At 43.8% G+C, this 11,559-nt stretch carries 13 protein-coding genes; 6 read left to right on the top strand and 7 right to left on the bottom strand.

Going from position 1 to position 11,559, the window contains the following annotated elements:
* Nucleotides 1–354: 354 nt before the first annotated feature.
* Nucleotides 355–795, bottom strand: a complete 441-nt coding sequence (locus FFM74_RS13090; protein ID WP_137627076.1) for a MerR family transcriptional regulator — start codon at nucleotides 793–795, stop codon at nucleotides 355–357.
* Nucleotides 796–949: 154 nt separating this feature from the next.
* Between FFM74_RS13090 and FFM74_RS13085 the strand changes: the two genes are divergently transcribed.
* From FFM74_RS13085 to FFM74_RS13075, 3 genes are read left to right on the top strand one after another with little or no spacing between them, the layout of a single operon-like run.
* Nucleotides 950–1,351, top strand: coding sequence for a cupin domain-containing protein (locus FFM74_RS13085; RefSeq protein ID WP_137627075.1), 402 nt, complete (start codon nucleotides 950–952; stop codon nucleotides 1,349–1,351).
* A 12-nt stretch (nucleotides 1,352–1,363) separates the two neighbouring features.
* The gene (locus tag FFM74_RS13080) at nucleotides 1,364–1,687 is read left to right on the top strand and encodes a carboxymuconolactone decarboxylase family protein (protein WP_137627074.1); all 324 of its coding nucleotides are present in this window, start codon (nucleotides 1,364–1,366) and stop codon (nucleotides 1,685–1,687) included.
* 9 nt (nucleotides 1,688–1,696) lie between these two features.
* Nucleotides 1,697–2,440 carry an SDR family oxidoreductase gene (locus tag FFM74_RS13075; protein WP_137627073.1) on the top strand — a complete coding sequence of 248 codons (744 nt, stop codon included), beginning with the start codon at nucleotides 1,697–1,699 and terminating at the stop codon, nucleotides 2,438–2,440.
* Between the two features lie 222 nt (nucleotides 2,441–2,662).
* On the opposite strand, the gene FFM74_RS13070 is transcribed toward FFM74_RS13075, so the two are convergent.
* The 5 genes from FFM74_RS13070 to FFM74_RS13050 all read right to left on the bottom strand — a co-directional run bounded on the left by FFM74_RS13070 (nucleotide 2,663) and on the right by FFM74_RS13050 (nucleotide 6,431).
* Nucleotides 2,663–3,070, bottom strand: a complete 408-nt coding sequence (locus FFM74_RS13070) for a hypothetical protein (protein ID WP_137627072.1) — start codon at nucleotides 3,068–3,070, stop codon at nucleotides 2,663–2,665.
* A complete protein-coding gene (locus FFM74_RS13065) occupies nucleotides 3,048–3,377 on the bottom strand; it encodes a LytTR family DNA-binding domain-containing protein (protein WP_223877248.1) in 330 nt (109 codons plus the stop codon). Before FFM74_RS13065 ends, FFM74_RS13070 begins: the two co-directional genes overlap by 23 nt.
* Before the next feature lie 381 nt (nucleotides 3,378–3,758).
* Nucleotides 3,759–4,976 carry an ABC transporter permease gene (locus FFM74_RS13060; RefSeq protein WP_137627070.1) on the bottom strand — a complete coding sequence of 406 codons (1,218 nt, stop codon included), beginning with the start codon at nucleotides 4,974–4,976 and terminating at the stop codon, nucleotides 3,759–3,761.
* Nucleotides 4,969–5,868: an ABC transporter ATP-binding protein gene (locus tag FFM74_RS13055; protein ID WP_137627069.1), complete on the bottom strand. Its 900-nt coding sequence runs from the start codon at nucleotides 5,866–5,868 to the stop codon at nucleotides 4,969–4,971. Before FFM74_RS13055 ends, FFM74_RS13060 begins: the two co-directional genes overlap by 8 nt.
* A 74-nt stretch (nucleotides 5,869–5,942) precedes the next feature.
* Nucleotides 5,943–6,431 carry a methylated-DNA--[protein]-cysteine S-methyltransferase gene (locus FFM74_RS13050; RefSeq protein WP_137627068.1) on the bottom strand — a complete coding sequence of 163 codons (489 nt, stop codon included), beginning with the start codon at nucleotides 6,429–6,431 and terminating at the stop codon, nucleotides 5,943–5,945.
* A gap of 140 nt (nucleotides 6,432–6,571) precedes the next feature.
* Here FFM74_RS13050 and FFM74_RS13045 point away from each other — a divergent pair, with 140 nt between their 5' ends.
* On the top strand, nucleotides 6,572–7,126 hold the full coding sequence (locus FFM74_RS13045) for a bifunctional transcriptional activator/DNA repair enzyme AdaA (protein ID WP_137627067.1): 555 nt from the start codon (nucleotides 6,572–6,574) through the stop codon (nucleotides 7,124–7,126).
* A 35-nt stretch (nucleotides 7,127–7,161) separates the two neighbouring features.
* Here the strand turns inward: FFM74_RS13045 and apf are convergent, their stop codons facing one another.
* Nucleotides 7,162–7,974, bottom strand: a complete 813-nt coding sequence (apf, locus tag FFM74_RS13040; RefSeq protein WP_137627066.1) for an aggregation-promoting factor — start codon at nucleotides 7,972–7,974, stop codon at nucleotides 7,162–7,164.
* Nucleotides 7,975–8,402: 428 nt separating this feature from the next.
* Between apf and FFM74_RS13035 the strand changes: the two genes are divergently transcribed.
* Entirely contained in the window at nucleotides 8,403–9,947 is a 1,545-nt protein-coding gene (locus FFM74_RS13035) for a glycosyltransferase (RefSeq protein ID WP_137627065.1), read from the top strand.
* Complete coding sequence (asp1, locus tag FFM74_RS13030) at nucleotides 9,944–11,452, top strand: accessory Sec system glycosyltransferase Asp1 (protein ID WP_137627064.1); 1,509 nt, start codon at nucleotides 9,944–9,946, stop codon at nucleotides 11,450–11,452. The genes FFM74_RS13035 and asp1 overlap by 4 nt, the downstream gene beginning before the upstream one ends.
* Nucleotides 11,453–11,559 lie beyond the last annotated feature (107 nt).

The raw sequence follows: 11,559 nt of genomic DNA, 5'->3' as shown, positions 1-11,559 counted from the left end.
AAAAAAACGTTCGCATTCTAAAATTGGCCAGAATTCGAACGAGTTTTGTATTTCTCAAGTTTCATGAATAGATTGGGATAGATAATAAAGTTAAAAGCAGTGAGGTTATTGATATTGAAAAACTTGGTTTTCCGTCAGAATGGTATACTGTATTACGTATAAGTAATTGACTTACTGAAAATTTAGTTTTATCCGCCTACTCATATAGGTTCTGAAGATATCATTTGCGCGGAAAATATTTCTAAAACTATTAAAACACAGACTAAAATAACGCTGACACGTCAAATTGTGTCGGCGTTATTTTAGTCTGTGTTTTAGAAAGATGCACGACTCAATGTCTTGAACGATACTGAGTTACTCATGATGACCGAAACGATCAAGATAAGCGCGAAAACTTTCAGGGTCACGCGTGACACCGGCTTCTTTTTCTTCATACCAGTTGATTTTATCGTTCAGAATCTGCAAGTGGTGCTGAACCTCATTGAATTGAACGAGGAAGTCAGATTTGACCTTTTTTAACAAGTCTAAACGTTCTGGAATCGTGTCATCGCCGGCTGCTCGCCAGAGGACATATTGTTTTAACTCGGTGATACTCATACCAGTGCCTTTCAAATGAAGCAGAAATTTGACCCAGTTGATATCGGCTTCTTCATAATAACGTCGGCCATTAGCCAAGCGGTGGGGTTCGATCAGGCCCTCAGTTTCATAATAGCGCAAGGTTGGGGCGGTTAAGCCCACCTTTTTGGCAAAATCGCCAATGGTGTATTGTTCTTCGGTTGCGGTTTGTGTCGTCATTAACTATCCTGCTTTCTTCAAGTTACTTTAAGATGAGTCTACCACGAAAAATAATTTTAACAAGTTTTGATATTTGTGTTGACTCAAAGTGTACTTTAAGTAATATGATGAACCCATCAACAAGTTAGCGCAACAAATTTAGGAGGAATATGAAATGACAGCAAGTAAAAGTGGCGTTTTTGGATTAGGCGAGAAGAATACTGCGTATGCCAAGTATTTTATTGGTCAAAGTTATTTACAAGGGTTATCCGAACCCGGTGATGAGATTGATGTTAACGTGGCCAATGTCACGTTTGAACCCGGTTGCCGTAATAACTGGCATATCCATCATGATGGCTTTCAAATTTTATTGGTTACAGGTGGCGAAGGCTGGTATCAAGAAGCCGGTAAGCCAGCACAATTGTTACATGCTGGTGATAGTGTCACGATTCATGAAGGTGTTAAGCACTGGCATGGTGCGACTAAAGACAGTTGGTTCTCACATGTTGCCATCACGAAGGGGACGAGTGAATGGCTCGAACCTGTTGATGACGCTGCATATGCCAAATTAGGATAGGAGGAATTAAGTATGGCTAAAAAACAAACCGCGGGTCGCGATAATTTGGGCGATTTCGCCCCTAAGTTCGCCGCCCTCAATGATGATGTATTATTTGGTGAAGTTTGGTCCCGTGAATCGGAATTGAGCTTGCGTGATCGCAGTATGATCACCATCGCTAGCCTGATGACTAGCGGGGCGTTTCCGCAATTAAAGGCCCACTTACAAATGGGCAAACAAAATGGCTTAACAAAAGACGAAGTTGTTGAAGAAATTACCCATTTGGCCTTCTATGCCGGCTGGGCAAAAGCTTGGTCAGCAATGGCTGTGGCTAAAGAAGTTTTTAACAAAGAATAGGAGAAATGAATGACTGTTAAAAATAAAGTAATCGTAATTACCGGGGCGTCATCAGGAATTGGTGAAGCATCTGCCAAATTGTTAGCCAAAAATGGGGCTAAAGTTGTTTTAGGTGCGCGGCGTGAAGCCCGGTTACAAGAAATTGTCGCTGACATTGAAGCGGCTGGTGGCACCGCTGCCTATCAAGTGACAGATGTGACCAAACAGGCGGATGTTGATGGGCTAGTGAAGTTAGCCCAAACGAAATTTGGTGGCTTGGATGTGATCTTCAATAATGCTGGAATCATGCCAAGTTCCCCAATCAGTGCCTTGCACACGGATGAATGGGATGCGATGGTTGATATTAATTTGAAGGGTGTGTTACATGGTGTTGCGGCAGTGATGCCAATTTTCACCACGCAAAAACATGGTCAAATCATCACGACTTCTTCGGTTGCCGGGATTAAGAGCTTTGCCGGCGCTGGCGTCTATGGTGCGACCAAGTTTGCGGTTCGCAATTTGATGGAGGTGATTCGACTAGAATCCGCCGAAGAAGGGACTAACATTCGAACAGCCAGTCTATATCCTGCCGCAATCAATACAGAATTGTTACACACGATTACCGATAAGGATACGAAGCAAGGGATGGACGCATTCTACAAACAAGTTGGGATTAGCCCTAGTGCTGTGGCGAACGTGGTTAACTTTGCGGTCGACCAACCGGAAGATGTGAATGTCAACGAGTTCACGATTTACCCAACGAAGCAAGCCTAGCAAGAGTGTTCGGCAAGCCGGGTTGCTTCTGAGCATAGCCTAGCCATCAGCATAATGCGTCCTTGGCATTGTGCTGATGGCGTAGCTAAGCGGAGGAAGCAGGCTTACCGAACACGTTTCGACTATTGAGGTAGGAACGGCAGCTGCACAACTAAAAAACAATGCAAAAAAACACGAAGCGTTTCTCGTGTTTTTTTGCATTCAGTGAAGAATTCATGAAACTTAGCGTAGTTGATTCAGTTTTTTAGCCAAGCGCTTGTTTTGAAATTGCCGATAAAAATAAAATGCGATGATGTGTCCCACTAAATCCAAGCCTAAAATTAATAACCAATAAGGCTTGATGAGATTCAACATCTCAGTGGACAATAAGTAGACTGCACCAAACCCGCAAACGTAATTGGCGATGGTTGTGATTGCGATAGTTACTGGTGCGATCCAAGTCGCATAGTGCCAGACGTATGGATAAAGGACGCCAAAGACAATGGCAAAGAGTGTCGCAATGCCAATCAGATGCCAAAAGGTTGCTAGGGTGACTGGGGTATTGCCAAATATAAGCGTCAAGCCGCCCAATACCCAGATAGTGGTTAAAAATCCAGCTTGCATGAAGCTATTTTTTAAGTCTTTGATCATTGCTCATTTTCTCCTTGAGTTGTTTGGCGTAGTGTCGGCTCACAATAAAAGCTCGCGTTTTCGTCTGAACTTCCAACCGGGCGTATTTACCGTTATTAAAACTAATGATCAACGCTAAATTAATGATGGTGCCATTATTGATTCTGATTAAAGTCGTATTTTTGAGTGCCTCAAACTGCTTGAGGGGACCTTGCGTATAAAATGTTTCATGATTAATAGTTGTTACTTTTGATAAATGTGCCATGGCTTCGATTACTAAAATTTGTGAGCAATCTAAGAATGACCGTCTGTTATTTTTGGGGTTAATGACTTCGATACTAGCTGTATTAGCCAGACAATCTGTTAAGCGATTTTTTAAATGTTGATTAGTGGGATTAAGCCGAATGCCAATTTCAGCCGGGGAGTATCGGTCATCCCAATTAAAGTTGAGTTTCGTTGCCTCCGCCTCCTTTCAAGTTTCAATATACCGACTGGAACCGTCAATGTCATCGAATTTTCGACCTGTTGCAATGATCTGAGTTTAGTTGCATTAAACCTGGTCAGCAGCTCAGACTGTGCAAAGGTCGCTTGACCTAATTTTGGCTAAAAATAAATGGCAACGACGATCATCAGATGATTAGCGTGATGAAAGCAGTTGTCATATTATGTTTAATTTGGTTTTAAATTGAATTTTGCCGTCAAGCGAGGCTTATTTCAAACTAAGTCCACGTTTCAAGTTGCCCCAGAACCCGAGTTCATCGGTTTGAAGCATCAGGCCACCATAAATCTTGCCAATGTACCACATGCTACCAACAACGGTGACTAACAAGATAATCATCGAGATGACGGCTTCCGTCATGGTTGCGGTGGCATTGATTAATCGCAATGGCATTAAGTATGACGAGAAGAACGGAATGTAGGAGAAGATTGTCACGACGCCACTACTTGGACTGCCTTGAAAAGCCATTGCCATCACAAAGGTGAGTAAGTTCAAGTAAATGACCGGCTGTGAGGCTTTCCCAGCATCTTCAACCCGGGTGACGAGTGCACCACAGAAGGCTGAAACGACGGTGTAAAGTAAGACGGCAGCCAAGGCGAATAATAAGTTGATAGATAACAAATTAGACAAGACTTTGCCAATTACGCTCGAATACTGTTGCCAAAGATCGGCCGTGATTCGGCTATGTTGGGCAAATTGAACGACCAGTGCGCCACCTAGTAAGTAAACGAAGAGTTGGGTGACAATCATCAGCAACACGCCATAGACTTTCCCATTAAAGTATTTTCGTGGTGTGGTACTTGAAAAAATAACTTCCATAATTTTAGTGCCTTTTTCAGCGGCAATTTCTTGCGCGGTGATTGAAGAATAGGTCGTTAAGATTAAGTAAACGAAGAAAACCAAAACGTAAAATGAGATCGTTTTGGCGGCCTTATCTGAGGCCGTTTTTTTCTGGAGTTGTTGCTTGAACTTTGGTTGAATCGCCAAGGTTTGTTGTTGTGTCGGTGATAATTTGGCTTGTTGCACATTCAACTGAGTTTGTAATGTGGCTAAGAAACGTTGAATTTTAGCTTGATCGCCACTATTAATTTCATTCGGGCCATTAAAGGTCGCACTGACCTGTTTGCCAGTTGCCCTGAGAACCACATAACCATTAATGTCACTGCGATTGGTCGCTTTTTGTGCGGCTGCTGCGGTGGCATATTTTTTAGTTGTGGCAACGCCACTTTGCTTAATAAAGCTCGTTCGTAAGGCCGAATTAGTGCTAACGACTGCGATGTCGCTCTTGTCTTTGTTCGGTGTCGCAACATAGGAAATGCCGAAAGTCATGCCAATAAATAGAAATGGCATTAAAACGAGAAGTAAGAAACTCCATGATTTTGTTTGTCGTAAATAAGTTTCGCTGGTGACAATCCAAGTCTTATTCATGGTCGACACCTCCAGCTTCTGTGCGGAAAATTTCGTCGAGTGTTGGTGGCTGTTGACTAAATTCTTGAATGTAGTGGCCGGCCGTGACCGCGTCAAAAATGGCTTCGCCCGCATTTGCGTCGGTAAGTTGCAGGCGACAACGTTGATCACCGAGGGATTTGACTGCGCCAACATTTGGGAGGGCCGCCAATTGTTCAGCGGTCCAGTCCGTCGTTAAGAATAAGCGTGTCCGCCCGAATTGATTGCGAACGTCATTAATTTTACCCTTTAACACGACTTCGCCATTGCGGAGCATGACGAGCGAGTCACAAACTTCTTCAACATTACTCATGTCGTGGCTGGAAAAAATAATCGCGGCGCCCCGTTTTTTGGCAGCGATAATGGCTTGCTTCAATAAATCTGAGTTGACGGGGTCCAGCCCACTGAAAGGTTCATCCAAAATAATCAATTGTGGGTCGTGGATTAACGTACAGATGAGTTGGACTTTTTGTTGGTTTCCTTTTGAGAGTTTGCTAATTTTATCGTTTGGCTGGCCTTTGACGGCAAACCGTTGCATCCAGTCACTAACTTTTGGCTTGATCACTTTGGCCGGTTGATTTTTTAGCCGGGCTAAGTAGACAATCTGTTGCGTAATCGTCAACTTTGGCATCAAACTGCGCTCTTCTGGCAAGTAGCCGATCTGATTGTAATCGTCGGCGGTCAATGACTGACCGTTCCAAGTAATTTGGCCATCGAATTTCAAAAAATTCAAAATACTGTGAAAGGTGGTCGATTTTCCGGCGCCGTTTTGACCGATTAAGCCCATGATTTCCCCGTCATGGACATCAAATGTCACGTCCTTCAGTGCTTGCAGCGTCCCAAAATTTTTGCTGATATGTGCTACCGTTAACATCGTGTCGCCCCCAATAAATTAGAATAGCTTAATTATGTCGTAATTAGCGGGTGGTTGCAACTGGTGATGATTGGTTAGGCTTGTTCCAGGCGTAATAGTTGTTGTTTCATCGGCAGCCCGCCGCGATAACCACCTAATTGGCCGTCCTTACGCAAGATCCGATGACAGGGGACAAAAATTAAAATGGGATTGCGACCAACTGCCGAGGCAATCGCCCGGGTGGCTGTCGGCCGCTTTAATTGTTGTGCCAGTGTTGTGTAGCTCCGGGTTTCGCCATAAGGAATTTGACGCAAGCCCTGCCAAACTTGTTGTTGAAATGCGGTGCCATGGCTGAGATCGAGTGGTAGCGAAAAGTCAGTGCCTTGACCAGCGAAATAGGCCGTTAGTGCCTGACTAGCGCCTTGATTGGCGGTTGGGTCAAGGGTGGCAGTCGCAGTGGGTAAGAATTTTTGCCATTCATCATCGGAACCGTTGGCACTGCCAACAAAGGCGAGTCCTTTAGTTGTTGAACCGAGCCAAAAAGTTTGAGTCGCAATTGTCAATTTTGTTAGTGTGAGTCGCATGTCATGAGACCTCCATAGGTTATTTTAGCGTCAGTATAGCAGAAAATAATCGCTGAAAGTTATAAAATCTTGCTTTTTAATTACCAGACAGTGAACTGCGATTGAAAATGCCGTATAATTTGATTAAGGGGGTCGACCGTATGCTAACTTTAACGCCACAACGTTATCAGGCAATTAAAACAAATGATGTGACTCAAGATGGCCGATTTTATTATGGCGTTAAGAGCACCGGTATTTTCTGTCGACCCAGTTGTCATTCGCGACTGCCCAAGCAGGCCCATTTAGTTTTGTTTGCGACTGCGACGGATGCCTTGCAAGCCGGGTTTAGGCCTTGTAAACGTTGTCGGCCAACCGGTAATGCGGTTTCTATCGCTGACTGGACCGTCGAGATCAATCAGATTATGATCAATCAATACCAGACTAAATTAGATCTTGAGACGTTAGCACAGTTGGCCCATGGGTCGCCATTTTATTTGCATCATGTTTATCAGCAACAAACTGGTCAAACACCGATGGCTTATTTGAAGCAAGTTCGCTTAGCGCAGGCCAAAAAGTTGCTGCAGACTACAACGTTACCAATCAGCACAATTGCCACGCAATGCGGGTTTCAATCGGCAGCCTATTTTAGTACCGTTTTTAAGCAAGTTTATCAGCAGTCGCCACGGGTTTTTCGACAAAAAAACAGTCGCACTTAAAAAGTACGACCGTTTGACTTAAATGCGTTTGAATTTTAATAGTAACCGTTAGCTTCCCAGAAAGTCTGAGCAGCGGTCCATGAACCATAACGAGCAGTAACATAAGCGGTTGCGACGGCTTCTTGGTTTGAGGCAGATAAATCACCATTTAATAATGATTTTGTTAATTGATATTTGCCATAGTAATTACCGTTAGAAGCGGTATAAGAGCCACCAGATTCTTTGTTAGCAATCCAAGCCTTAGCAGCTTCTTCAGAGCTAGAACTCGTTGAAGTTGTGGTGGTTGTTGAGCTAGTGGCGTTGGTTGAGTAACTTAAATCTGTGGTTGAAGCAGAAGTTGCCGTCGTTGCTTGGCTAGCAGCAGAACTTGAGGCTGAGGAAGCAACACTAGAACTTGCTGAACTTTGACTAACCGCGCTCTGACTAGTTGCGCTTGACGCAGCTTGTGACGTTGAGCTGGCACTCGTTGTACTGCTTTGACTAGCCGCACTAGTGGTTGAAGTTGAGCTGGCTGATTGAACAGAGCTTTGGCTAGCCGCACTAGTTGTTGAAGCTGAGGTTGCAGATTGAACGGAACTTTGGCTAGCGGCACTGGTTGGTACCGTGGCAGTGACTGTTTTAGTTGTTGAGCCGTTAACTTCAAGCTTGTCGCCAATATAAATTAAATTAACGTTCTTTAATTGATTGGCTTTTTGAATAGCAGTGACCGTCGTTTTATGCGTTGCTGCAATGGCACTAACGGTATCGCCGGCTTTAACGGTGACGGTATCGGCGTTTGCAATCGTAGTTCCGATTGCGAACAAACCAGTGGCAGCGACGGATGATAATAGGATACTTTTAATCTTCATAAAAATAAATTCACTCCTGTATTTTTGCGATTGGTTAACTGATCATCAGATGGTACTGGTTTAGTTGCCCGCATGTGGCGTGCATTAACTAAACAACGATGCTAAGTATAGTCGCTCAGTGTTGCAAGTAAATAAATGGCAAGTTACAGTTTTTAGCTATTTTGTAATATAAATCGATTATTGTAACTTGTTGTAACAAGTTAACAATTTCATCACAATATATTAAAAAAATCATCAATAAGTGGGCTTAATTTGGGTAGCTGTTAATGACGGCTAGCTCATAAATGCGGCTAGCTTGTGTCGTTATCAAACGAACTGCCCAATATTGTAGAAAATTTTTAAGTTAGCAATGAGAATCCTAAAAAAATCAAATAAATTTGCTATAATCGACCACATTAGCACCTATGACAAATTTGAGAGGCGAGAGAATGTATTACTTTGTGAATACGAGCATCAATCCGAAAAAATCCGGCATCGAGCATGCCGAAATGAAACGGCTCGCACTATTTAATCAACATCACGTGCCGGCCAAAATGGTGACGCGCTTCTTTTCGTTAGCCTTACATCAGACGTTAAAGTCGGCAGGAATTGCGGAAAATAATCAAATTAATTTATTTGACTTCATCCAGCAATCGACCGATTTCAAACCAGTTAAGTTAACGATTTCAGATTTGAAATTACCCAAAAGCTTGCGCGTCGAAGCAGAAGGGCATAACTTTGTTGTTTATCAACAAAAACAACTCCTTATGCGTGTGAACACGTTTGCTACTGATTATGAGCAGATTAATAATATTCAGACATTTGATCAGAGCGGTAAATTAGTTAAAACAGATTGGTATGATACGCGGGGCTTTAAAGGCTTGGAACAGTTTTATACGGCTGATGGTCAAGTTGCCAGTGAGCAAGTCTTTAATCCGGCTGGTGAAGTCGTTTATCAAACTTTTCATATGCCGAACCGGCGCAGTGTCACTCAGAATTCCTTATATCGGTTTATCAACTACAAGGGACAAGATTGGTCGTTTGCTGGCGAACAAGCGATGACGACGTTCTTTTTAGATGAACTGAATCGCCAAACGCCCAAGTCGGTTTTCGTGATTGATCGGACTTATGAATTGGCTTATTCGGCATTACAAATGCATACGCCAGCTTTCAAAGTCATGCATTTGCATAGTAACCACGTCAATGATCCAGATCATCCTAAAACGGCCACGTTGAACTTTAATTATGCTTATGCAATCAATAATCTGCCTGATTGGAATGGGGTGATTGCCGCCACTGCCCAACAAACGGCTGACTTTGTTGACCGGTATGGCAATCAGCCGCCAGTTTTCACCATTCCAGTTGGGATTGTTCCAGATAAAACGTTAACGGCACGGCAACCACGTTGGTCTAGTCGGACGCCAGGAAAGATTATTTTTGTCGCCCGCTTATCCGAGGAAAAGCAGCAGAGTCACGTCTTACGGGCTTTTGAAAAAGTTCATGCCCAGTTGCCGACAACGACTTTGGATTTCTGGGGTTATGCGAATGGGGATACTGGGAAAGAACTGAAAGCGTTAGTGAAAGAACTAAAACTAACGGATGCCGTTAGTTTTAATGATTACACCCAAGATATTGCGCCGGTCTATGACCATGCCCAGTTGGCAATGTTGACATCGCGGGCGGAGGGCTTTGCGCTGGCGTTACTTGAAGGACAATCGCATGGCGTGCCACAAATTGCTTATGATGTGAAGTATGGCCCACGAGACATTATTCGTGATGGTGAAGACGGTGACTTGGTGCCAGTTAATGATATTGATGCCCTGGCAACTGCCATGACCAAATTGTTGCGTGATCCTGAACGGCTGAAAGCCTATAGCAAGCAAGCTTATCAAGATGCAGCGCGTTACAGCACAACCGCTGTTTGGGAAAAATGGCAGCCACTAATGCAAGCCGCGGCTAAATTTTATCAATCAGAAAGTGGGGCCGCAGAATGATCTTTTTTGTGAATCAATATTTAATGGCGTTGAATTCAGGCGTTGAACATGCTGAATTTAAACGGCTACAACTATTTAAAGCCCACCAGTCGCCTGCCAAAATGGTTACACGTCAATTTGATGCCTTACTACATCAAAATATGCGGCGGTTCAAGTTGGCCGATGATCAGATGGCAAATTTATTTGATTTCTTTCGCGGCACGATGGCTTTTCAAAGTCAAGTTGTCAAAATTGATGACTTAGATTTTCCACGAGTGACGACCGTCAAGCCGGGCCCGAATGTGAGTGACATTACTGAGGGTGATCGGCTCGTTGCCAAGGTTCATTTTGTACCCAGCACCGTTGGACACGTCTACTTTGTTGAGATTTTTGATCAATTTGGTAATTTGGTACAGCGGACTGATTATGATGAACGTGGCTTTAAGGCGCGTGATGAATTTTATTCGCCAACTGGAGAAGCAATCACCGACCTTTATTATCGACCAGACGGGTCACGTTTTGCCGAAGCCTATTATGGTCACAATTCTGCCGGTGCGAACGAAGTGACACTCTGCAAATTAATTAATTACCAAGGTCAAGATTACTATTTTAATGGTGAACAAGACTGGTATCGCTTTTTCTTGGACGAATTGAATCGGCAAAATGGCGGCAATAATATCTTTATTGCTGATCGACCGTTAGTGGCGCAGTGGCCGGTGATTAATATGCGGACGCCAGCGAAAAAATACTTGTGGTTACCAACGCCACATGCGATTGATCCCCGCGACCAAGTTTATTCTGATCTGAATAATGCTTACGTTTATGGGGTTCATCAATACTTAACGTCGTTAGATGGCCTGATTACGAGTACCACGCAACAACGCCATGACTTATCACAATGGCTGGGTGGTCAACCGGCACGACCGATTTATACCATCTCAGCGGCTGTGGTGGCGGCAAGTTTGCTAGCTCAACCTAAAAAATCATTAGCAGAACGGCACTCCCATGAAATTATTTATACCGGGCGGGTCGACGACGGTCGGCGAGTTGATCAAATTATTACCGCATTTGAACGCGTTCATCGGAAGATTACGGATGCCACGTTAGTCATTTATGGCTATGGTGGGATGCTGGACACGTTAAAGACGCAAGTCAACACGTTGAAGCTCACGGACAGTGTCACCTTTGCTGGTTATCAACCTGATCTCACTCAGGTTTACGATCAAGCTGGGGCGGCTGTCTATGCGGGTGAAAGTGACACGCAACCGTTATCGCTGATTGAAGCCATTGGACATGGCGTGCCAGTCGTTGCTTACGATGTCAATTATGGTCCGCGTGATGTGATTAAAGATGGTAAGAACGGCTATCTGATTAAGGATGGCGCCATAAATCAATTAGCGGCCGGCTTATTGCGGACGATTGAAAATCCGAAAAAGCAACAACGGTTGATTGATGGTGCTTACCGAAGCCGTGAAGCTTATAGTGACGCCATTGTTTGGCAACAATGGCAACAAATTCTTGAATAGCTTAAAAAATAGATGAAGAAAAGGACTCCCCGGCGCGGCTCCGTGTCAAGTAGACAATCAAATAATTAAAATTGTTAAGCAATTTTCTTGAGGGCATGATTCCGGTA

The organism is Lactiplantibacillus pingfangensis (assembly GCF_005404945.1).
In the GTDB taxonomy this organism is placed as follows: Bacteria; Bacillota; Bacilli; order Lactobacillales; family Lactobacillaceae; genus Lactiplantibacillus; species Lactiplantibacillus pingfangensis.
The sequence above is the reverse complement of the archived record's forward strand: the minus strand, read 5'-3'. Positions and strand labels throughout refer to the sequence as shown.